This window comes from Streptomyces cinerochromogenes (assembly GCF_014648635.1).
In the GTDB taxonomy this organism is placed as follows: domain Bacteria; phylum Actinomycetota; class Actinomycetes; order Streptomycetales; family Streptomycetaceae; genus Streptomyces; species Streptomyces cinerochromogenes.
Genome location: NZ_BMRM01000019.1, coordinates 107,384 through 129,819 on the forward strand (window position 1 = coordinate 107,384; position 22,436 = coordinate 129,819).

18 protein-coding genes are annotated in these 22,436 nt (G+C 71.3%); 8 read left to right on the forward strand and 10 right to left on the reverse strand.

The features are described 5' to 3' along the window. Positions 1–339: 339 nt before the first annotated feature. From IEZ20_RS31080 to IEZ20_RS31090, 3 genes are all read right to left on the reverse strand, one after another. A complete protein-coding gene (locus tag IEZ20_RS31080; protein WP_189304822.1) occupies positions 340–792 on the reverse strand; it encodes an SRPBCC family protein in 453 nt (150 codons plus the stop codon). A gap of 222 nt (positions 793–1,014) precedes the next feature. After that, positions 1,015–1,656: a carbonic anhydrase gene (locus IEZ20_RS31085; RefSeq protein WP_189304824.1), complete on the reverse strand. Its 642-nt coding sequence runs from the start codon at positions 1,654–1,656 to the stop codon at positions 1,015–1,017. Between the two features lie 468 nt (positions 1,657–2,124). Further along, positions 2,125–3,075 (reverse strand): diacylglycerol/lipid kinase family protein, encoded by a 951-nt coding sequence (locus IEZ20_RS31090; protein ID WP_308434708.1) that lies wholly within the window; start codon positions 3,073–3,075, stop codon positions 2,125–2,127. 399 nt (positions 3,076–3,474) lie between these two features. On the opposite strand from IEZ20_RS31090, the gene IEZ20_RS31095 reads away from it, so the two are divergent. After that, positions 3,475–4,578, forward strand: coding sequence for an AI-2E family transporter (locus IEZ20_RS31095; protein WP_189304826.1), 1,104 nt, complete (start codon positions 3,475–3,477; stop codon positions 4,576–4,578). Between the two features lie 34 nt (positions 4,579–4,612). Here IEZ20_RS31095 and IEZ20_RS31100 read toward each other — a convergent pair whose 3' ends face one another. The 5 genes from IEZ20_RS31100 to IEZ20_RS31120 all read right to left on the reverse strand — a co-directional run bounded on the left by IEZ20_RS31100 (position 4,613) and on the right by IEZ20_RS31120 (position 9,532). Continuing rightward, on the reverse strand, positions 4,613–5,290 hold the full coding sequence (locus IEZ20_RS31100; RefSeq protein WP_189304827.1) for an HdeD family acid-resistance protein: 678 nt from the start codon (positions 5,288–5,290) through the stop codon (positions 4,613–4,615). A 225-nt stretch (positions 5,291–5,515) separates the two neighbouring features. Continuing rightward, positions 5,516–6,559: an NAD(P)-dependent alcohol dehydrogenase gene (locus tag IEZ20_RS31105; RefSeq protein ID WP_189304829.1), complete on the reverse strand. Its 1,044-nt coding sequence runs from the start codon at positions 6,557–6,559 to the stop codon at positions 5,516–5,518. Positions 6,560–6,582: 23 nt separating this feature from the next. Next, positions 6,583–7,851 (reverse strand): cytochrome P450, encoded by a 1,269-nt coding sequence (locus IEZ20_RS31110; RefSeq protein WP_189304831.1) that lies wholly within the window; start codon positions 7,849–7,851, stop codon positions 6,583–6,585. 62 nt (positions 7,852–7,913) lie between these two features. Then, positions 7,914–9,317 (reverse strand): NAD(P)/FAD-dependent oxidoreductase, encoded by a 1,404-nt coding sequence (locus IEZ20_RS31115; RefSeq protein WP_189304833.1) that lies wholly within the window; start codon positions 9,315–9,317, stop codon positions 7,914–7,916. After that, complete coding sequence (locus tag IEZ20_RS31120; RefSeq protein ID WP_189304836.1) at positions 9,314–9,532, reverse strand: ferredoxin; 219 nt, start codon at positions 9,530–9,532, stop codon at positions 9,314–9,316. The genes IEZ20_RS31115 and IEZ20_RS31120 overlap by 4 nt, the downstream gene beginning before the upstream one ends. 94 nt (positions 9,533–9,626) lie before the next feature. Between IEZ20_RS31120 and IEZ20_RS31125 the strand changes: the two genes are divergently transcribed. Then, positions 9,627–9,986 carry a hypothetical protein gene (locus IEZ20_RS31125; protein WP_189304838.1) on the forward strand — a complete coding sequence of 120 codons (360 nt, stop codon included), beginning with the start codon at positions 9,627–9,629 and terminating at the stop codon, positions 9,984–9,986. 380 nt (positions 9,987–10,366) lie between these two features. On the opposite strand, the gene IEZ20_RS31130 is transcribed toward IEZ20_RS31125, so the two are convergent. Further along, positions 10,367–11,026 carry a TetR/AcrR family transcriptional regulator gene (locus tag IEZ20_RS31130; protein WP_229896354.1) on the reverse strand — a complete coding sequence of 220 codons (660 nt, stop codon included), beginning with the start codon at positions 11,024–11,026 and terminating at the stop codon, positions 10,367–10,369. A 254-nt stretch (positions 11,027–11,280) separates the two neighbouring features. Here IEZ20_RS31130 and IEZ20_RS31135 point away from each other — a divergent pair, with 254 nt between their 5' ends. Continuing rightward, on the forward strand, positions 11,281–14,502 hold the full coding sequence (locus tag IEZ20_RS31135) for a bifunctional cytochrome P450/NADPH--P450 reductase (protein WP_189304842.1): 3,222 nt from the start codon (positions 11,281–11,283) through the stop codon (positions 14,500–14,502). A 160-nt stretch (positions 14,503–14,662) separates the two neighbouring features. After that, the gene (locus IEZ20_RS31140; RefSeq protein ID WP_189304844.1) at positions 14,663–15,709 is read left to right on the forward strand and encodes a zinc-binding dehydrogenase; all 1,047 of its coding nucleotides are present in this window, start codon (positions 14,663–14,665) and stop codon (positions 15,707–15,709) included. 174 nt (positions 15,710–15,883) lie between these two features. Here the strand turns inward: IEZ20_RS31140 and IEZ20_RS31145 are convergent, their stop codons facing one another. Further along, a complete protein-coding gene (locus IEZ20_RS31145) occupies positions 15,884–16,522 on the reverse strand; it encodes a TetR/AcrR family transcriptional regulator (RefSeq protein WP_189304846.1) in 639 nt (212 codons plus the stop codon). Positions 16,523–16,660: 138 nt separating this feature from the next. Here IEZ20_RS31145 and IEZ20_RS31150 point away from each other — a divergent pair, with 138 nt between their 5' ends. The 4 genes from IEZ20_RS31150 to IEZ20_RS31165 are packed head-to-tail and all read left to right on the forward strand — an operon-like array spanning position 16,661 to position 22,428. Then, positions 16,661–17,806, forward strand: coding sequence for a VOC family protein (locus IEZ20_RS31150; RefSeq protein ID WP_189304848.1), 1,146 nt, complete (start codon positions 16,661–16,663; stop codon positions 17,804–17,806). After that, a complete protein-coding gene (locus IEZ20_RS31155) occupies positions 17,803–18,780 on the forward strand; it encodes a fumarylacetoacetate hydrolase family protein (RefSeq protein ID WP_189304850.1) in 978 nt (325 codons plus the stop codon). Before IEZ20_RS31150 ends, IEZ20_RS31155 begins: the two co-directional genes overlap by 4 nt. Positions 18,781–18,803: 23 nt before the next feature. Continuing rightward, complete coding sequence (mhpA, locus tag IEZ20_RS31160) at positions 18,804–20,378, forward strand: bifunctional 3-(3-hydroxy-phenyl)propionate/3-hydroxycinnamic acid hydroxylase MhpA (RefSeq protein ID WP_373304002.1); 1,575 nt, start codon at positions 18,804–18,806, stop codon at positions 20,376–20,378. 16 nt (positions 20,379–20,394) lie between these two features. Continuing rightward, entirely contained in the window at positions 20,395–22,428 is a 2,034-nt protein-coding gene (locus IEZ20_RS31165; protein WP_189304854.1) for an acetoacetate--CoA ligase, read from the forward strand. Positions 22,429–22,436: the final 8 nt, after the last annotated feature.

Here is a 22,436-nt window from a genome sequence, read left to right on the forward strand (position 1 = left end):
AGGGGCTGCAGGGTGCTCCAGTAGCTGTGCAGGATCTCTCGGGGCCCGGCCGGCTCGGGGGCCTGCCGAGGGGGCAGGGGCCAGGCCGGCGGTCGGTTCGGTGTGCGTCGTGCCCACCAGCGGACGGCGCATGCGCTCATACAGCTGCCGGCGAGCGCGGCTGCGGCGATGGTGAGTACGCTTCGAGTGTCGGTGGGCATGCGCATCCCCGGTCATGTGGTCTGTCGGAGTCGTGTGTGCGTCCGGGTTGCCCGGCAGGCCGGCTTCACACCCGCGGGCGACGCACGCGGCCGGTGTCGGTGGGCTCGCAGGCTCACCGACACCGGCCGGTCGTCCGGGTCAGACCTCGCCGCGCCAGGCGCCCGTCTCGGCGCCGCCGCGGGACTCGATGAACTCCTTGAACCGCTTCAGATCGCCTGTGGCCTGCCGTTTGACGAAGCCGAGCTTGTCGCCGACGGTCTCGGCGAGACCCTGGGGGTCGTAGTCCAGCTGGAGCATGACCTTGGTGCGGGCGTCGTCCAGGCGGTGGAAGGTGACGACGCCGGCCTGCTTCGCCTCACCGTTGACGGTTGTCCAGGCGACCCGCTCGTCGGGGATCTGCTCGGTGATCTCCGCGTCGAACTCGCGCTGGACTCCGCCGATCCTGGTGACCCAGTGGGTGAGGGTGTCGGTGCGCTGTTCGATGCGTTCGACACCGTCCATGAACTGCGGGAAGTCCGCGAACTGGGTCCACTGGTTGTAGGCGGCGCGGACCGGGACGTCGACCTCGATGGACTCTTCTACCTGCGACAACAGTGATCTCCCTTCTGGGGAAGCGGGCAGCGGACCGATCGCACGGCGCCGGTCTGCCTGCTTTGCTGCGATCATCGCTGTCCGGGTTGCCACCAGTTGGTGATTGATGCGTCGCCGAGCCGCTCGAACCGTTGAGGCGGACGCCCCCGGCCCGCCCGGCTGCTTGGCCGGGCGGGCGGGCACGGGGCTGGGGCGCGCGTGGTCGGCTCTGTAGCGGGGCGGTCAGGACGCTGCGGTGACCGCCGTGTCAAGGCCACGAGCGGCGACGAACTGCGCGCTTCCGTCGGCCAGTCGGTAGGACAGGCCCACCACGCCCAGGCGGCCGGCGGCCACGCGCTCGGCCAGGACGCGGGAACGTTCCAGCAGCAGGTCCACGGTGTTCTCGATGTGCTCGGCCAGGACGTCCTCGGCCGTCTCACGTCCCGCGGCGCGGGCTGCCAGCACGCTCGGGGTCACCCGTTCGACGACGTCCCGGACGAAGCCGCCCGGGGTCTGCCCGTTCTCCAGGGCGGAGCATGCCGCGGCGACGGCGCCGCACGAGTCGTGGCCGAGGACGACGACCAGCGGCGCGTTCAGGACGCTCACGCCGAACTCGATGGATCCGAGCACTTCCACACCGGCGACGTGCCCGGCGGTGCGGACCACGAACAGGTCGCCCAGGCCACGGTCGAAGATGATCTCGGCGGCCAGCCGGGAGTCGGAGCACCCGAAGAGCACGGCGAAGGGCCGCTGGGACGGTGCGGTCTCGGTGCGGCGTGCGGCGTCCTGGTTCGGGTGCTCGGGGGCGCCTGCGACGAAGCGCTGGTTGCCGGCCATGAGCAGTTCGAAGGCATCGCGGGGCGTCAGGGAGTGCGTCTCGGTCATGGGGTCAGCCTACGAGGCGGCACCAGACGTCGCACCGCATGGTCCCACTGTCCGGCACCGGGCCGGAGGCTGCGCGGTGCGCCACATGTTCCGGCCGCCCGACAGTCCCGGCGGATTGCGGTCGTGCGGGCGGCTTCCGGCGGGGCGCCCACCTGTCAGGCCGCTGCGCGGTCACGATGAGCTATGACGCACGACGACCAGGAGTGGTGGGAGACCGACGTGCCGGGGCTGCACGTGCGCACCAGCGACGGGCTCCGTGGGATGCGGCTGCTTGGATGGGAAGGCGTACTGCCACTGTCCGTTGTGCGTGCCCTCATGCCCCCGCCGCTGGCCGCCCCGCGGAAGGGCGGCGACGGCGCGGCTTGTCCTTCTCCCGCCTCCGCCGGCGATGGGGCGACCATGGCGGGCGCTGACACCGGTACGGCACGGGAGAGGCTGTCCCGTAACAGCTGGCCACAGCTGTGAGACTCAGCCGACCCACCGCTTCGCGGGCCGGCCGGGTGGTCGCCCGGCTCGCCCGGCGTCGGAACGAGGCCGCGGAACCCACACCCGCAGCGCCCGAGGACTGATGCGGCACCGCACGGGAGCCGGCAGGCTGACGGCTTCGCCGTCCAGCCCGGCGGGGAGGACCGGGACGTCGGCGTGGACGACGACGTCGTCGGGCGTGGCCAGCCGGGTGAGACCGTGCGGTCGCCCGCCGCGCGGCCTCGCGGCGTCGGCGGGCGTCTCCGCCCTGGCGGCCAGTACCCCCAGGAGGCCCGAGTCGAGGTGCGCCCGCCTGCCGAGCCCGACCGGGTCGTCCCACTGGTAGGGGTTGTTGCTCACCAGCACGGCATCCGGCCCGTGAACGGTGAGCAGCCCGGTGCGGACCACCAGCTCCGGGCCCTCGTGGCGAGCCAGGAACTCCGGAAGGACGCGCGCTGCCGTGCCAAGCTTGTCATCCCGATAAGCCGGGTCGTGCACCAGAGCGGCATAAGCACCGAACGAGACGTTGTTGACGAACACCCGCTCGCCTGCGTATCCCAGATCCACGCGCAGCTCGACGCCGTCGGTGAGGGCCTCCAGCGCGGCCGAGGGGTCCTCGCGGTCCAGGCCGAGATCCATGGCGAAGTGGTTGCGGGTACCCGCCGGAATGACCACGAAGGGCAGGCCGCACTGCGCGGCCACCTCGGCGACCAGCGCCTGGGTACCGTCCCCGCCGGCCACGCCCAGCAGATCCGCGCCGTCGTCGACCGCGCGTCGGGCGAGCGTCGCGAGGTCCTGGCGGAGGGAATGATCGATCAGGTACACCTGGGCTCCGAGCGTGCGGGCGTGTTCCGCGATCCGGAACCGTCTCGCCTTCCCTCCCCCCGACCGCGGATTCACGATCAGCCAGGGTCGCCGCGCGCCGGTCGCCGGCCGCGGCGCGTTCTCGGTCACGGTGCGTCCCCCGCAGCAGCGTGCATCGGCCGAGCGCACCTCACGGACGCCAGCGGGTTTGCCGCGATCACGCCCGCAGCCGACGGCTCCGTTCCCCACCGGACCGGCGGTCCGGCGACTGCGCCTGCGGCCACCTCCACCATGACACTCCTTCGGCAGTTACGGCCTACGGCATCAGCTTGCAGCCCGGCCTGGGGATGCGCACCTGGATGCGGCGGTGCCCATGACGCCCCCGCCACCGCCGAGCCGACGTCGTCTCCCCGGGGACGTGACGGACGCGGCAGCCACGGGGGCCGGTCCCGTGGGACGGGGTCAAGGACGGCAGTGCCGGCACATCTCGCCCACCGGGCGGAAAGGTCTCCTCGTTTTCCCGTGACCGGGGCTGGGCACCCGGTGCTCATGGCGACGCGTCCGGTTCCGGTGCGAACCATCCTCGCCACCATCGGCCTGGTGCTCGCCACCTACGTCGTACTCGAGCTGGTGGTCCAGGCTCGCCGGGTGCTGATCTGGGCGGTCATCGCGTTGTTCCTGGCCGTCTCGCTCCATCCGGCGGTCGAAGCCCTGCAACGACGGGTGCCGCGGTGCCGGCGGTCGGTGGCCGCCTTGCTGGTCTTCCTGGCCACGGCTGCGGCCGTCGGCGCGGTGGTCGCCCTGTTCGTCATCCCCCTCGCCCAGGAGGCAACCCGGTTCGCCGGTCGTCTGCCCGCGTTGATCAGGGACGCCCAGACCGGCCGCGGGCCAGTCGGCAACCTGCTGGAACGGACACACGCTCTGCAGTACGTCCAGCACCACCAGGCGCAGATCCACGCGTTCGCCACCGGGCTGAGCACGCCCGCCATGAGGTTCCTCCGCGGTGCCGCGAGCACCGCGGCAGGCACTGTCACGATCTTCGTCCTGGCCTACCTGATGGTGCTGGAGGGCCCCAGGGCCATAGACCGGTCCCTGGCCCTCGTGGACGAGGCGCCCGCGGCCCGCATGCGCCGCGTCGGAGCCGCGTGCGCCCGTACCGTCAACGGCTATCTGACCGGGAACTTGCTGATCAGCGTCATCTGCGGACTTCTGACCTACGTCGTACTGCTGGTTTCCGGCGTGCCGTTCGCCGGCCTGCTGGCTCTCTTCGTCGCCGTGACCGACCTCATTCCCCTGGTGGGAGCCACCATAGGAGCCGTCGTCGCCTCCGCGGTCGCGTTCGTCCACTCCTTGCCGGCCGGCATCGGGGCCATCATCTTCTTCATCGTCTATCAGCAGGCCGAGAACCACCTCCTGCAACCGGTCATCCTGTCCCGGACGGTGAAACTCAACCCCCTCACCGTGCTGCTGGCCACCCTGATCGCCGCCGAAGTCGCCGGGATCCTCGGTGCCCTGCTGGCGATTCCCGTCACCGGCATCGTCCAGGTCGTCCTCGGTGACATCTGGGCTCACCGCCGCGGTCGGCCACTGGTGCGGCCGGCACGGACGGACGACGACCCCGAGAACGCCGACCGGCCCGACGCCCCCGAATAGGGACCTACGCGGTCCGGTCGGTCCGCTCCGTCGGTCAGTGCTGGGGGTGTGGGCCTACGTGGAACAGGCTGCGCCGCTGGGCGGTCGTGCCCGCGGGCAGATGGCCGATCTCGACGCGTGTCCTGATGGCACGGACCACTTCGGTCAGACCGACGACGATGGCCATGACGCCCACCACCAGCGTGAGGGTCGCGAGGGAGGCGAACGGCATGACGATCATCACGATGCCGGCCATGGTGCCGATGACGCCGAAGGCCACGTGCCAGCCGCGGGCCGGCATGGTCTCATCGGAGGCCGCCGCGACCGTCTCCAAGGTGCCCCGGAGCAGCCAGCTGAAGCCGATCCACAAGGCGAGCAGGAAGACCGATTCGAGGGGGCCCCGGAAGCAGACCAGGCCCAGCAGGACGGAGGCCGCGCCGGTGATGAAGTGCAGGACGCGAAGATGCCGGGGGACGTGGGTGCCGAACGCGGCGGCGAGTTCGAAGACACCGGTGGCCAGCAGGTAGACGCCGAAGAGCACGCCGACGACACGGAGCGTCTCACCCGGCCAGACCAGGGCGATGACGCCCAGGGCGATGGTGGCGAGGCCCATGGTGAGCAGGATCTGCCAGCCCGCGTTCGCCAGGGCGGCGATGCCTTCGGCCGCAGGACCCTCTTGTGGTGCGGTACTCCGTGGCGGAACGGAACCGGGGGATTCGGAAGGAGATGTCATGGCACCTACCTCCTTCTGTGAGCAGCGTGGTCACGTCACTACCTGTCCATCGTCACCCGATCAGCCTCATGCCGCTCGGCGAGAACCGCACAGGGCCGTGGCGCATGAGGTAGTCGGGCAAGCTCCTCCGTCTTGCGGAGGCCGGGGGCGTTTCCGCCGGGCCGCCCGACGCCGGCGGCCAGGCACAGTCGTGTCGTGGTGTCCCGTCCGGGTCGACGACGGCATTCACGCGTGAGGGGTGACGACGGCGCGTCCCTGGACCCTGCCGTCGTGCAGGAGCCGGTAGGCCTCGTCGGCGCGTCGCAGGGGAAAGTGCTCGACCAGCATCCTGATCTTGTCCTGCTGGGCGAGGGTGATCACTTCCATCAGTTCGGTGAGGGAGCCCCAGTAGGGCGAGGCGACCGAGCACTCGTGCGGCGGGCTGGAGAAGTCGACGGGCAGGGCGCCGCCCCCGAGGCCGACGATGGTCAGGTGGCCGAGCACCCTGGCCACCTGTGCGGCCATCCGCAGTGTCGGGTCCGTGCCGACCATGTCCAGCACGAGCTGAGCGCCCTGCCGCGCCGTCATGTCCTTGATGCGGGTGATCGCCCCGTCGCCCGAGAGCAGCGCCTCGTCGGCGCCCATGCGCTTGGCGGTCTCCAGCTTGCCTGCGTCGGTGTCCACGGCGACGACGGTGGTCGCCGCGCTGAGCGCGCGCAGGATCTGGATGGTCATCTGACCCAGACCGCCGGCGCCGATCACGACCGCGGTCGAGCCCGGTCCCAGCAGGTGCAGCGACCTCTTCACCGCGTGATAGCCGGTCAGTCCCGCGTCGCTGAGCGGGGCGGCCTGGCGGGGGTCGAGGGTGCCGAGCGGAATCAGGTGGCGCGCGGCCGGGACGAGCAGGTACTCGGCCATGCCGCCGTCGTGGCCACCGCCCAGGCCCGGGCCCTGACCACCGAGGTCCTGGCAGTAGTTCTCCCGGCCCTGACGGCAGTCGACGCACACCCCGCAGCCCCAGGAACCGTAGACGATCACAGGCTCCCCGGGTGTGAACCCGGTGACGCCCGGTCCCAGCTGCTCCACCCACCCGGCGTTCTCGTGCCCGAGCGTGAAGGGCAGACGGGTGAAGCCGGGCAGCGGTCCGGGTGCCTGCATGATGTGCAGATCGGAGTGGCAGGCACCGGCCCCCGCGACCTTCACCAGGACCTGGCCCGGGCCGGGCGCGGGTACCGGCACCTCGCGCAGTTCGGGCGGTTGCCGCCAACCGACGAGTTGAAAGGCCTGCATGGCGTTCCTCTGCCCGACGCCGGTCAGTCACGGATGCCGTCGATGTCGACGAGGACGTGCCGCGGGCCGCGGAAGATCTGGTTGTGCCGGTACGGCGGCGGGTCCTCGACCAGCCGGGGGTTCTCCACCCGGCGGACGAACTCGCCGACCGCGACCTGGACCTCGAGTCGGGCGAGCGGGGCGCCGAAGCAGAAGTGGATGCCCTGGCTGAATCCGAGGTGCTGGTTGTCGGGGCGTTCGAAGTCGAGTTCGTCGGGGTCGGTGAACCGTTCCGGGTCGCGGTTCGCCGAGCCGTACGCCAGGAAGATCGGCGCCCCCTTCGGGATGGTGGTACCCGCGATGTCGATGTCCTCCAGTGCGGAACGGGTGTGCCAGAACTGCACCGACGACTCGAACCGCAGCAACTCCTCCACCGCGGGCACGATCAGCTCGGGCCGGCTGCGCAGCTTCTCCAGCGCGTCGGGGTGGCGCAGCAGGGTGAGGACGCTGTGGGCGATGAGGTTGACCGTGGTCTCGTGTCCCGCGAAGATCAGGAGCAGGGCGTTGCTGGCGAGCACGTCCTTGGACATCCGTCCCTCCGGGCCGTTGTCGTTCGCCAACGCGGAGAGCATGCCCGGGCCGGGCTGCTGGGCGTACCGGTCGAGCAACTCGTCCGCGAACTGTGCGAACTCCTGCACGGCCTGCCGCCCTCCGGCCTGTCGGCTGCGGATCTCTTCCGAGGCTGCCTCGGGGCCGAAGTCCAGGGCGTCCAGAGCCGTCTCGACCCAGTGGTGGAAGCGTGGCTCGTCCTCCATCGGCACGCCCAGGACCTTGCAGATCACCGTCACCGGCAGGGGGTACGCGAAGTCGTCGACGGCGTCGATCCGGGTCCTGCCCCTCATGTCGTCCAGGAGGCCGCCGACGATGCGGCGGATATCGGGCTCCAGGTCCGAGATCAGGTGGGGCGCATGGGGCGGGCCGACGAAGTGCGGCATCATCATCCGGCGGTCCCGATCGTGCTCGGGCGGATCGCAGGTGATGATGTTCGGCGCGGTCAGCACCTCCCTGATCGGCTCGGCCGCCGGCTCCGCCGAGCCCTCCGCGCGAGCCGCGGCCGGGGCGGGGCACTTTCGTGGATCCGAACTGACCCGGGGGTCGTGCAGCAGCGTGACGATCTCCCGGTAGGTGCTGACGACATAGGTGCCGTCCGGCTGGCGCGCCACGGGGGTCTTGCGCAGTTCCTCGTAGAAGGGGTACGGGTTGGCGCGGTTGGCGTAGCGGAGGGCCTGTTGCCAGGGGGTTTCCTCGACCACGAGGCTCCCCTCCTTCCTCCTGTGGGTGCTGTCCGCTTGCACGCTCGTCCCGGCGGGCCGGGTCAGTGGCGCCGGGGCCGGAACTCGGCAGTCCGCTCGCTCGGGGCATGGCCGGTCAGGACGACGTCGGGAATCGCCGTCGGGACCCTCGGGTCCGGGAACTCCGCCGGCACCGGCTTGGTGTCGGCCGGCTGGTCCCAGCCCGACGGCGGAGGCGGGAACGGACCGGACCGCTCGATCAGCTTCCCGTAGTACTCCAGCCACTTGCCGTGATCGAAGGTCACGGCGGCGACGATGCGGCCCCGGTGACCGTAGGCGGCGGCGAAGCTCCGGTCCGCCACGGACCCTTGGGTGAAGACGATCTCGTCACCGAAGGGAGGCACGCCGACGGACTTGATGTTGACGCCGAACTGACCTGACCAGAAGCCGGGCAGCAGCAGGTGCGGGCGGTAGTTGGGCTCGAGGTTCACCATGTTGTGGGCGGCGACCTCGGCACCGAGAACAGCGTTGTCCCAGTGCTCCATCGCGAGGAACTGGTACTCGTACAGCACATGTGGCGCACGCGCCACGTCCCCTGCCACGAAGATGCTGTCGGTGACCACGCCGTTGATGTCGAAGGCACGGCCCCCGGCGTCACACCCGACGCCCCAGACACCCGCGGCCAGCCCGGAGCCCTCCAGCCATTCCACGTTGCGGATCGATCCGAGGGAGGCCACCACCACGTCGGCGTCGACGACCGTCCCGTCGGACAGGTGCGCACGCCGCACGTGCCCGCCGGAGTCCCCCTCCAGTGACGACACGCCCAGCCCGCAGCGCAGGTCCACGCCGTGATCGCGCTGCATCTGTGCGGCGATCTCCCCGATCACCCCGCCCAGCGCGCCGACCAACGGCGCCGGACCCCGCTCGACGACGGTCACCGGGATGTCGAGCTCCCGGCACACAGAGGCCACTTCCGAGCCGATGAAGCCGGCGCCGATGACCACGACCCGCGACGGCGACTCTGCCAGCTCCTTCTGCAACTCCGCGGCGTCGTCACGCGAGCGAATCGTGTGGACGCCCTCCAGTGCGGCCTCGGCCGGGTTCGGCCACTGCCGCGCGCGGGTGCCCGTGGCGATCAGCAACCGGTCGTACGGCACCTGCTCACCGTCGGCCAGACGCACCCGCTTGGTGATCCGGTCCAGCCCGACGGCGGCCACCCCGAGCCGCCAGTCCGCGTTCACTTCCCGCGTCCGCGGCAGCTTGGTGTGGTCGGCCGGCACCCAGCCCTTGAGGACCTGCTTGGACAGCGGCGGACGGTCGTAGGGCTCGTACGGCTCGTCCCCGATGATGGTCAGGGAACCGGTGAAGCCCTCCTCGCGCAGTGTCTCCGCCGCCCGGAGCCCGGCCAGGGAGGCACCCACGATGACGATCCGGGCGCCGGCCCGGAACTCGCGCACCAGCTCCGCGACCGTTGCCGGCAGGCTCATGACGCCTCGCCCCGCTCCGTGCCGTCCAGGCGGTCGATCATGATCGCCTGAACGGGACACGCCGCAGCCGCTCGCTCCACCTGCAGGCGCCGCGCGTCATCGGGGTTCGGCTCATAGGTGAGGGCCTCCTGGCCGCTCAACCGGAAGACTTCGTGCGCCAGGTACACGCACTGTGCGTATCCCTGGCAACGATTCAGGTCCACGACGATCCGCATGCACAGACTCCTTCGGGCAGGCGCGCTTCTCATGGGCAGGAGGCGCCCGCGACGTGCGGCCCCGTGATGGACCGCACGTCGTCGCGCTCCGTGGATGCCTCAATCAGTGGCCACCACCGCCACCGCCGCCGTGACCGCCACCGCCACCGCCACCGTGGCCTCCGCCACCGCCGCCGTGGTCTCCACCGCCACCGCCGTGGTCTCCACCGCCGCCGTGGTCTCCACCGCCGCCGTGGTCTCCACCGCCGCCGTAGCCGCCATGGTCTCCGCCATAGCCGTAGCCGTCGTCATCGTCATCGTCGCCCCACCAGCCGTGACCGCCGTGGTCGCTGCTGTAGGAGCTGTCGTTGCCGTGCTCCGTGGCGAAGGCGCTGCCGGCCGTGCCGATGGCCGCTGCACCGGTCAGCAGCAGGCCCGAAGCGGACAACGCGACGAGACGCCGAGTGCGCTGTGATCGCATGGGAATACCTTCCGTCTCCATCGTCTTCCGCGGGTCCCGTCAGGAGAGGCGCGAGGTGGATGGCCGTCGCCGGGCTCGACAAGCAGTGTGCGGCGCGGTCTTCATGTGTCACCGCAGTGAGAGGGAAGGAACGCCCTCCTCACCGGTCTCTCCAGGGCCCATCTGCGCGTGATTCGCTTGATCGGGTGCTGCGACCGGGAGGCCGGGAGCCTGTGAGCGAGAGGCACAGGGCGTGTCGTTCACTGCGGCCTTCGCTCATAAAGGCTAGTCCCGCTTGCGCTGCACGGCATGTCGAGCGAAGGGCGGCGGAAACGACCGGCGTTCCGAAGGCCGCTTTGGCCGGTGCCTGGGCGCAGTGCCTCGGAAGGCGTGGCTCACAGGCCGGCGTCCCGGCCGTCACGATCGCGGGTGAGCCGGCTTTCCAGACCCGTGATCAGCGTGTCCATCACGAGGCGGAACATGTGGTCCCGGTCAGGGCCTTCAGAGGCCAGGTCCGCAGAGTCGGGATCCACGTCCCCGTCACCGTCACCGTCTTCACGATCGTCGAAGCCGGGGGGCTTGAGGGTCGACCACTGGTGCAGCGAGCCGTTCAGCTCGGCGGCGAGGACACCGATGACGACGGCGACCATCAGCGCCGCGATCTCCGAGACCTCCGACCGCGCAAACCCGGCAGCGGCCACGATGGCGGTGAGCGCGGTCCAGAACGGGTCGTCGGGCTGGATGAAGTCCCGCTGGTGGCTGAACGAGTAGGCCATCAGTTCGGGGTGACGGTGCGCCAGGGTCCGGAAGTCCGTTGCGAGCAGGCGGATGCGCTCCTGCCAGGGGGCGTCCTCCAGCGTCACGGTGCGGAACCGGGCGCCGACCATTCTGGTGACGCCGCGCAGCACCGCTTCCTTGTTCGGCACGTGGTGGTACAGCGACATCGGGTTCGCGTCGAGCGCGGTGGCGAGCTTGCGCATGGTGAGCGCCTCGACACCGTCCGCGTCGATCAGCCGCAGGGCCGCGGCGTAGATCCCGGCCTCGGTGAGAGGCACGTCCCGCTTCCTCGTTCCCCGCGGGGGACGCCTCGCCTTCTTTTCCATACCCCGTACGGTACCAGTTCCGTACGGAGTATGGAAACAAACCGCAGGTCACAGCCCCACCGGGCTCCCGGGGTTGCGTGCCGCTTTCCATACCTCGTATGGTTTTGGATCCATACGGCGTATGGTTTCTGTACGGCGCCCGGTATCGGTCTGCGCAGCGCGCCCTTCCCGATCCCCTCCACCCCCTCCGCGCAGAGGAGCAAGACATGACCACGCACTCCGCCCACGACCTTCGCCCCATCCGGTCCCCGCGTGGGATCCCCCTGCTCGGCCACACGCCGCAGATCCCCGGCACCAACCCGGTGGAGTACTTCGGTGAGCTGTCCCAGCAGTTCCCCGAGGGCATCTACGGCATGGACATCGCCGGCATCGAGCAGGTCTTCGTCTACGACCCGGACCTGGTGGCCGAGGTATGCGACGAGACGCGGTTCTTCAAGCAGATCGACAAGACGCCGCTGCAGCACGTCCGGGACTTCACGGGGGCGGGCCTGTTCACGGCCCACCAGTACGAAGAGGAATGGGGCATGGCACACCGTGTCCTGCTGCCGGCGTTCAGCCAGCGGGCCATGAAGGCGTACTTCGGGCAGATGCTGGAGATCGCCCAGAACCTGGCGGGCAAGTGGGAGCGCAGGGAGGGGCAGTCGGTCAACATCACCGACGACTACACCCGCCTGACGCTCGACACCATCGCCCTGTCGGGGTTCGGCCACCGGTTCACGTCCTTCGACGAGGAGGAGCTGCACCCCTTCCTCAACGCGCTGCTGGAGGCACTGATCGAGTCGCTGCGACGCTCGCAGGAGCTGCCGATGACGACCAGGCTGCGCAAGGCGGACGACCGGAAGTACCGCGACAACATCCGGCTGATGCAGGACCTGGTCGAGAACGTGATCAAGGAGCGCCGCGAGGGGAAGGGCACCGGTGAGGAGGACCTGCTGGGTCTGATGCTTCAGGCCACCGACCCGGACACCGGCAAGCTACTGGCCGACGACAACGTCCGCGACCAGGTGCTGACGTTCCTGATCGCCGGTCACGAGACCACCAGCGGTCTGCTGTCGTTCGCCACGTACTCGCTGATGCGCAACCCGCACGTCCTGGCCCAGGCGTACGCCGAGGTGGACCGCCTGCTGCCCGGCGACACCGTCCCGGACTACGACACGATCATGCAGCTGGACGTCATCCCGCGGATCCTGGACGAAACCCTGCGCCTGTGGGCTCCGATCCCGGCGTTCGGCAAGGCCCCGCTGGAGGACACCGTCATCGGTGGCCGCTACCTCCTCAAGAAGGGCACGCGGGTCAACATCCTCGAGGGTCCCCTGCACACCCACCCCAAGGCGTGGGACCGTCCCGACGAGTTCGACATCGACCGGTGGCTGCCGGAGAACCGGGCCCAGCACCACCCGCATGCCTACAAGCCGTTCGGCAACGGTGTGCGTGCCTGCATCGGCCGGCAGTTCGCGCTCACCGAGGCCCGCCTGGCCCTGGCGCTGGTGCTGCAGAAGTTCAAGCTCTCGGACACCGGCGACTACAAGATGGACGTGCGGGAGGCGTTGACCCGCAAGCCCGGCAACTTCGAGCTGATCGTCCGTCGCCGTCAGGAGCACGAGCGGACCGTCTTCGGCGCCGCGGACCTGCGGACCGGCGACACGCAGGCGCAGGCAGCGGTCAGCGGTGTCGGTGTGAACCTGACCGTCGCCTACGGCTCCAGCCTGGGCTCCTGCGAGGACCTGGCCCGCACCATCGCCGACCGCGGCGAGCGCTCCGGCTTCGGCACCACCCTCATCAGCCTGGACGAGCTGGGCGACAACCCGCCCACCGAGGGCCTGCTCGTCGTCGTGGCCTCCAGCTACAACGGCAAGGCGCCCGACAACGCCCAGCGCTTCGACGACCTGCTGGCCGCCGGTCTGCCCGAGGGCTCGCTGGCGAACGTGCGGTTCGCGCTGCTGGGCGCCGGCAACACCCAGTGGGTGGCCACCTACCAGGCATTCCCCAAGCGGATCGAGGCGGGTCTGCTGGCGGCCGGCGCCACCCCCGTCGTCGAGCGCGGCACCGCGGACGCCGCCGGTGACTTCGACGGCATGGCCACGCGGTGGATGGACAACCTGTGGGCCACCCTGGCGGAGGAGTACGCCGCCGACACCTCCCGGGCGAGCGGGCCCCGCTACCGGGTACAGCTGCTCACCGAGTCCGACGTGCGTCCCGCGATCGTCTCCGAGCAGGCGTACCCGCTCACGGTGGTGGCCAACGAGGAGTTGGTGGCCGACGCGACCGGTCTGTGGGACTTCCGGATCGAGCCGCCGCGCCCGTCCGCGAAGTCCCTCACCTTCGAGCTGCCCGAGGGCGTCACCTACGACACCGGCAACCACCTGGCCGTCTTCGCCAAGAACGAACTCGCCCTGGTGGAGCGCGCCCTGAGGCGGCTCGGCGTCGACTACGACCAGGTGCTCCGGCTCGACCAGCCGGCCGGTGGCCGCACCCACCTGCCGGTCGGCACCCCGGTCACCGCCGGCATCCTGCTCACCGAGTTCCTGGAACTGCAGGACGTGGCCACCCGCTCCCAGATCCAGACGCTCGCCGAGTACACCGAGTGCCCGTGGACCCGGCCGCAGCTCCAGGCGTACACCGCCGAAACGGAGGAGGCCGAGGAGCGCTACCAGAAGGAGATCCTCGGCAAGCGCATCTCGGTGCTGGGCCTGCTGGAACGCTTCCCGGCCGTCGAACTGCCGCTGGCGGTCTTCCTGGAGATGACGGGCCCCATCCGTCCCCGCTTCTACTCCATCTCCTCCGCCCCGTCGGCCCACCCGCGCCATGTGCGCCTGACCGTCGGCCTGCTGGAGGGGCCGGCCCTGTCCGGCGACGGCCGGTACCGCGGCACCTGCTCCTCCTACATCGCGGGCCTGGAGCCCGGGGACGTCGTCTACGGCTACGTCCGCGTGCCCTCCCCGACGTTCGCCCCGCCCGCCGACCCCTCCACGCCGCTGATCCTCATCGGCCCCGGCACCGGCATCGCGCCGCTGCGCGGCTTCCTGGAGGAGCGGGCGGCACAGCACGCGAACGGCACCCAGGTGGGCGTGTCGCAGGTGTTCGTGGGCTGCCGCCACCCGGAGCACGACTACTTCTACCGCCAGGAGATGCAGGACTGGGAGCAGGCCGGGATCGCCCGGATCCACACCGCCTTCTCCGCGGTGACCGGCCACCCGGCCCGGTTCGTGCAGAACGCCCTCGCCCATGCCGCCGACACGGTGTGGCAGGCCATCGAGGACGGCGCGTACGTCTACGTCTGCGGTGACGGCCGCCGTATGGCCCCCGCCGTCCGCGAGGCACTCGCCGCCATCCACCGCCGGAAGACCGGCGGCGACGACGAGGCCGCCCAGCAGTGGCTCGCCCGGCTGGAGGCCGACGAGCGCTACCAGCAGGACGTCTTCGCCTGACCGTCGCACGCCGTCAAGGCGCGCCGACCCCCGACCGCCGGGAGGCGTGCGGACGTCCTGCCTCCCCCGCACGCCTCCCGGCCCCACCAGCCATCCAGACACCCCGTGGCACCCATGGCCCGGATCACCGGGCCGTGCCGCTCACAGAAAGCACCTCCTCATGGACACCATGCTCGCCGGACGCTTCCACCTGGACAGCAAGAAGTTCGCCGTGGAAGAGGTCCCGATCCCCGTACCCGGCCCGGGCGAGGTCCTCATCGAGGTCAAGGCCGCCGGCGTCTGCCTCTCCGACGTCCACCTCCTCGACGGCTCCCTCGTCCCGCTGTTCGCCACCTCCGACACGGTCACCGTCGGCCACGAGGTCTCCGGCGTGATCCACACGCTCGGCTCCGGCCTGAAGCGCGGCCTGGCCGTCGGCACCCGCGTCACCCTGGAGGCCGGCAAGACCTGCGGCACGTGCGCCGGATGCGTGCGCCACCGCCCCTGCACCCGGATGCTCACCGCCGGCATCGACTACGACGGCGGCTGGGCCGAGTACGTCATCGCCCGCGAGGACACCCTCATCCCCATCCCCGACAACCTCCCCTTCGACCAGGCCGCGATCATCCCCGACGCGGTCTCCACCCCCTACGCCGCCGTCGTCGCCACCGCGGGCGTCCGTGCCGCCCAGTCCGTCGGCGTCTGGGGCGTGGGCGGAGTCGGCGCGCACAACGTACGCCTCGCCCGCCTGGTCGGCGCCGCCCCGATCATCGCCGTCGACCCGCTGCCCGGCGCCCGCGAGCGCGCCCTCGCCTTCGGCGCGGACCACGCCCTGGACCCGGCCGCCCCGGACTTCGCCGACCAGGTCCGTGCGGCCACCGACGGTCGCGGCCTGGACTTCGCCTTCGACTGCGCCGGCGTACCCGCCGTCCGTGAGCAGGCCGCCTCCGTGCTCGGGCCCGGTGGTTCCCTCATCCTGGTGGGCATCACACCCAGGCCGCTCACCATCACCGAGGGGCTGACCTTCAACTACCTGCAGAAGCAGGTGCGCGGCCACTACGGCGGCTTCCCCGAGTCCGTCTCGGAGCTGGTGCGGCTGACCGCGGCCGGCCGCCTCGACCTCGCCCCGTCCATCACGGACCACATTCCGCTCGTCGAGGCCGCCGACGCCGTCCACCGACTGGAGAACAAGATCGGCGACCCGATCCGCCTCATCCTCGTCCCCTGACGCCGGTCCGCGGGACGACAAGCCACCCCGGGCAGGGGTGTGCGGGCGCCGGTGCGTGAGGGAGCACCGGCGCCCACGGCTTCCGGGCAACCGTGGAGAGAGGACCCGGACGCGAGTCTCGGCAGCATCGCTTGGCGGCATGGGGCCGCGCTTCAGGTGCGGAAGGTCCTCGGGTCATCGGGCGGGATCGGGCAGCGGGCGACGGGTGACCTCGTGGGCGTCGTCCGCGGCGAGGCCGAGCATGCGCAGGACCATCTCGGCCAGGTCGGAGGCGGCTTCGTCGCCGTCGAGGTCCGGGCGGTCCAGCCGGAGAGCCACCAGGGACAGCAGGGTGCCGCCCAGGGCGGACAGGGCCGTGGTCGGGTCGGTGCCGGTGAAGCGGCCCGAGGCGATGCCGCGCTGCAGATCACGAAGCGCTCGTGGGGACAGGCCGCGATCGGAGTGGATGTGGGCCAGGCCGCGGTCACGCAGGATCCGTGTGAGTTCGGGGTGTGAGTCCGCCATCCGTGCGGTGAGGCGGAAGCCCGCGGCGACGAGCTCGGCGGGGTCGTCGATCCCTTCCACGCGCTCGTCGATGACCTGGCCGAACTCCTCCAGCGCGTCCGTCACCGCGGCGTCGAACAGTTCCGCCTTGGACTCGAAGTGGTTGTAGAAGGAGCCGAAACCGACGTCCGCGCGCTCGGCGATGGCCTGGATGCTGGCGCTGGTGTCCCCGGTCTCCGCGAGGATCTGCCGCGCCGCACGGATGAGTGCCTGACGGGTCTCGGCGCGGCGCCGTTCGAAACGGTTGCGGGGCGGGGCTGACGTCGGCATACGACCGAGTGTAACAACTGGGCCGATGACACCCGCATGACTGATGATTTCCTCAATTCTTTGGCCCTCCTCTATTGACGATGAGCAACGGCAAAGTTGATGATTTCCTCATTACGGCAGTGTTGCTTGGAGGACACCATGTCCCACACCCCCGTCGACAGGGCCGCTCCGCAGACGCCGCACCAGGATCTCCACAGCGAGCTGGGCGCCCTGCGCGGTGAACACCCCGGACGAGCGAGAAACCCCGTCATCAAGGTGGCCGACCTGGCCTGGCTGGAGTTCGAGAAGCCGGACCTGGACCGGGCCGAGGTGTTCGCCCGGGACTTCGGGTTCGCGATCGCCGCCCGCACCGAGCGGGAGCTGTGGCTGCGCGGCACGTTCGCGGGCTCACCCTGCATGGTCATCCGCCGTGGGCGGGCGTCCCGTTTCGTCGGCCCGGCGTTCCGCGCGGCGGAGCGCGCCGATCTCGGCGGGCTCGCCCGTGCGACGGGCAGCGCCGTCCGGGACGCCGACGTACCCGGCGGTGGACAGGCGGTCACCCTGCTCGATCCCTCGGGCTTCCCGGTCCGGGTCGTGCACTGCGCCGAGCAGCTGCCCGCTCTTCCCGAGCAGCAGCCGCTGATCCTCAACACCGGTGCCGGAGGCCGCCGTACGAACGCCACCCAGCGCCCGCCCCGCGAGCCGTCGCGTATACAGCGGCTCGGGCACGTGGTGCTGGAGACACGGGTGTTCACGAGGGCTCTGGACTGGTACCTGGACACCCTCGGGATGATCGTCAGCGACTTCCTGTTCCTGGACGGGCAGCGCCGGCGCGGGCCGACCATGGCGTTCATCCGCTGCGACCAGGGCAGCGTCCCCGTGGACCACCACACCCTCGCCCTGCACCTGGGGCCCGGTACCGGGTACGTCCACTCGGCCTACCAAGTCACCGACCTTGACGCGATCGCGGTCGGCGGGGAGTACCTGGCCGAGCGCGGCTACCGGCGCAGCTGGGGCATCGGCCGGCACATCCAGGGCAGCCAGCTCTTCGACTACTGGCGCGACCCCGACCGCTTCATGCTGGAGCACTTCGCCGACGGCGACCTCTTCTCCTGCGACCTCGAACCCGGCTGGGCGCCGATGTCGGCGAGCGGCCTTGCCCAGTGGGGCCCGCCCGTCACCCGCGACTTCCTGGGCGCCGACCCCTCCCCCGCCAAGCTCCGCGAGGTCCTGTCGGCCCTGCGCGGCGACAACGAACTCGACCCCGCACGCCTGCTGGGCCTGATGAAAGCGATGAGCTCATGAGCACCAACGTCCTGCGCACCACCGAAGGCTGGTGGGTCGTCCTCCCCCAAGCTCCCGACTCCGCTCGAGCGGGGGGGACCCCCACCGAGCGCGCCGTCCGCATCGAGACCCAGGCGGTCACCACCGCCGAGCTGCTCGCCGACCGGGACGCGGTCCACGAGGCCGCCGCCTCCGGCGAGAGCGGCACATCCGTCGCCGACCTGGTGGCGCTGCCCCCGGTCACCACCCCCTGCCGGGTGGTCGCCCAGATGGTCAACTACCGCAGCCACGCCAGGGATTCGGGCTTCACCGGCGACATCCCGCCCACCTTCTTCCGCAAGGCGTCCGGCTCGGTCAGCGGCCCCCGTGACACGATCGTCCGCCCGGCGCATGTGAGGTTCCTCGACTACGAGGTCGAACTCGGCCTCGTCATGGGCGCGGCCCTGCCCGTGGGCACCGTCGTCGAGGAGCAGGACCTGCCCCGCTACGTCGCCGGCCTGGTCCTCACCAACGACGTCAGCGCCCGCGACGTACAGCTGACCAAGACCCAGTTCTACGAGAGCAAGTCCTACCCGACCTTCACGCCGACGGGCCCGTACCTGGCCCTGCTGGAGCCCGAGGACTTCGCCCACCTGCCGAACCTGCGGCTGCGGCTGAACGTCAACGGCGTACCGCGCCAGGACCGCACCCTCGCCGACATGATCGTACGGCCCGCGCAGGCGCTCACCCTGCTCGCCCGCTTCCAGGCCCTCGATCCGGGCGACCTGCTCCTGACCGGCACACCCGGCGGCACCGCCCTGAAGGCCCCGCCCAAGCCGGTCGAGAAGATCGCCGCCCTGCTGCCGCCCGCGCTGAAGTGGAAGGCGTTCTTCAACGGCCAGGCCAAAAACCCTCTCTACCTGCGCGACGGTGACCTCGTCACCGCCACGATCGCCACCCCCGACGGGCGCATCGACCTGGGCGAGCAGCGGACCGCTGTGGCGGACGCGACGTGAGCGCCCCAGCCAGGAGGCCGGTGGTGATCATCGGTGCGGGACCCGTCGGGGTCACGGCCGCGCTCCTGCTCGCCCGGCACGGAGTGCCCAGCCTGCTCCTCGAACGCCACCGGGACGTCTACCCCCTGCCGCGTGCCGTCGTCGTGGACGACGAGGTCCGCCGGATCCTGCAGAGCGCCGGTGTCCACGAGGAGTTCGCCGCCCTCGCCCGGCCGGCGCCCGGGTTGCGGCTGCTGGACGCCCGGCACCGCGTGATCGCCGAGTTCCCGCGGTCCCTGCACGGCCACCACGGCTTCCCGCAGACCAGCATGTTCGACCAGCCGGAGCTGGAACGGCTGCTGCGCGACGCCCTGGCCCGTCGCCCCGAGTGCGAGCTGCGGGGCGGAGTGGAGGTCGTGTCCGTCAGCCAGGACACCGACGGAACGGCTCCGGTCCGGGTCACCTTCCGCCGCGACGGCAGCGACGAGGACGAGCACGTGTGGGCCGATGCCGTCCTCGGCTGCGACGGCGCGGGCGGCATCACCCGCGGTGCCATCGGCGCCGGGTGGGAGGACCTGCACTTCGAGGAGAGCTGGCGGGTCATCGACGTGCGCACCAGCCTCCCGGTGCGCAGCTGGGAAGGCGCCGAGCAGATCTGCTGTCCCACCCGCCCGGCCACCTTCATGCGGGTGGGCGAGGACCGCTACCGCTGGGAGTTCCGGCTGGGCGAGGGCGAGCCTTCGGACGGCCCGGAAGGGCCGGAGCAGCTGCGCGAGCTGGTCGCGCCCTGGGTGGACCTGCCGTCCGCCGCCCAGGGGGGTGCCGACTTCGAGGTGATCCGGGAGGCGCGGTACACCTTCCGGGCCCGGCTCGCCGACCGGTGGCGCCGGGGACGTGTCTTCCTGCTGGGTGACGCGGCCCACCTCACCCCGCCCTTCATCGGGCAGGGCCTGTGCGCGGGTCTGCGCGACGCCCGCAACCTCACCTGGAAACTCGCCCGCGTCCTGCAGCAGGGTGCGGACGACCGACTCCTGGACACCTACCAGCAGGAGCGCAAGCCGCACGCCCGCCACATGATCCGTCTCGCGGTCGCCGTCGGCTGGGCCATGACCGGGGGACAGGACCGCGGTGCGGCCGTCCGCCGGGCCGTGGTGGGCGCGGCCTGCCGCATCCCCGGCGTGACCGCGGCGGTGAGCCGCGACCTCAGTCCCGCACTGACCGCCAATCCGCTGGTACGACGCCGCCCCCGGCTGACCGGCCGTTCACTGGCCGGCACCTTCTGCCCGCAACCCTGGGTGCTGCACGACGGCAGCCGCGAACGCCTCGACGACATCCTCGGCGACTCCTTCGCCGTCCTGACCGCCGTGCCGCCCACGGCACGGATGACGGGCGTGGCCACGGCCCTGGGCGCATCCGTGATCCGTGTCGACGACCTGGACGACGACGGCACCCTGGCCGCGTGGCTGGCACGCGGCCGGGCGGACGCCGCCCTGCTGCGGCCCGACCGTGTCGTACTGGACACCGTCCCCACCGGCGACGGCGGCTTCACCGACGCCGTCGCCTGGGCTCCCCTCCTGCACTCGGCCCGCCGCCCCGCCGAAGTCCGGCCCGCACTCTGACGAGGAACACCCCACCATGACCACCCCGCACGCCACGCCCTGCCCGGAGCCCTTCCTGCGGCCCGACCCCCGAGCGGCCGCCGGCAGCCGCATCGCGGACTTCGCCCGCTGGGCCGCCCGGCACCAGGGCGCCGAAGGAGTCCAGGACCCCACCGACTACCAGGCCCTGCACCACTGGTCCGTCACCGACCTGGAAGGGTTCTGGGCGGCGGTGTGGGAGTACTTCGACATCGACGCCGCCACCCCGTACGAGCGGGTGCTGGCCGAGGAGACCATGCCCGGCGCCCGCTGGTTCCCCGGCGCCACCCTCAACTACGCCCACCACGCCCTGCGCAACCTGCACCCGGACACACCCGCGATCACCGCACTGGACGAGACCGGAGCCGCCTACGAGATCACCGGCCGACAGCTGCGCGCCCTGGTCGCCTCCGTCGCGGCCACCCTGCGCGACCTGGGCGTGGGACCGGGCGACCGGGTGGTGGGCTACCTGCCCAACACCCCTCACGCCGTCATCGCCTTCCTCGCCACGGCCGGCCTGGGCGCGGTGTGGTCGGTGTGCGGCCAGGACTACGCGCCGGGGGCCGCAGCCGACCGCTTCGCCCAGCTCGAACCCACCGTGCTCGTCACCGCGGACGGCTACCTCTTCAACGGCGCCCGCCACGACCGCCGCGCCGCCTCCCTCGACCTGGCCGCCGCCCTGCCCACGCTCAAGGCCACGGTTCTCGTGGACCACCTGGGCCTTGCGTGGCCCGCGACCCGGGCCGCGGGACCGACGGTTCCCTGGGCGGACGCGGCCGGCCGCACCGAGTACCTCACCCCCGTCCCGGTGCCCTTCGACCACCCGCTGTGGATCGTTTTCTCCTCCGGCACCACGGGCCTGCCCAAGGGCATCGTCCACGGGCACGGAGGCGTCCTGCTGGAGCACCTGAAGATCCTCGGCCTGCACAGCGACCTGGGCGTCGGGGACCGACTGCTGTGGTACACCACCACCCACTGGATGATGTGGAACCTGGTCGTCTCCACCCTGCTGACCGGCGCCACCGCCTGCACCTACGACGGCAGTCCCGCGCCGGTCGCCCGTCCGGACATCCTCTGGGAGCTGGCGGCCCGCCACAAGGTCACCGTGTTCGGCACCAGCCCGCAGTACCTGCTGGCCATGGCCAAACTGGGCTTCGAACCCTCCGTGCACGACCTGTCGGCCCTCCGCAGCATCGGCTGCACCGGTTCCGCCGTGCCCGCCTCCGCATACCCCTGGGTCCGCGACCACGTCGGTGCGGGCGTCCAGCTGGCCTCCACCAGCGGCGGCACCGACGTCGTCTCCGGCTTCGCCGGCAGCGCCCCCACCACCCCGGTGTGGGCGGGTGAGCTGTCCGCCCCCAACCTCGGCGTGGCGCTCGCGGCGTACGACGGCACGGGACGGCCGGTCGTCGACCAGGTCGGCGAACTGGTCGTCACCCGGCCCATGCCGTCGATGCCGCTGCACTTCTGGAACGACCCCGACGGCAGCCGCTACCGCGACGCCTACTTCACCGCCTACCCGGGCGTGTGGCGGCACGGCGACTGGATCACGATCACGGGTCATGGCTCGGTGATCGTCCACGGCCGCTCCGACGCCACCCTGAACCGCAACGGGGTGCGCCTGGGCAGCGCCGACATCCACGACATCGTCGAACGCCTTCCCGAGATCGCCGAGGCCCTCGTCATCGGCGCGGAGGAACCCGACGGCGGCTACTGGATGCCGCTCTTCGTGGTCCTCGCCGACGGGGCCGGTCTGGACGAGTCCCTGTGCGAGAAGATCCGCGACGCGATCCGCACCGGCGCCTCACCCCGCCATGTCCCCGACGAGATCCTCGCCGTACCGGCCGTCCCGCACACGAAGACCGGCAAGAAGCTGGAGGTCCCGGTCAAGCGCCTCCTCCAGGGCGCCCCCGCCGACCAGGTCCTCAACCCCTCCGCGGTCGACGACCCCGGCCTGATCGCCTACTTCGCCCGCCTGGGAGCCGAACGCCGCCGGGCCCGTCGCCCGCACACCCCCGAGGGCGTCTCGTGACCCTCTCC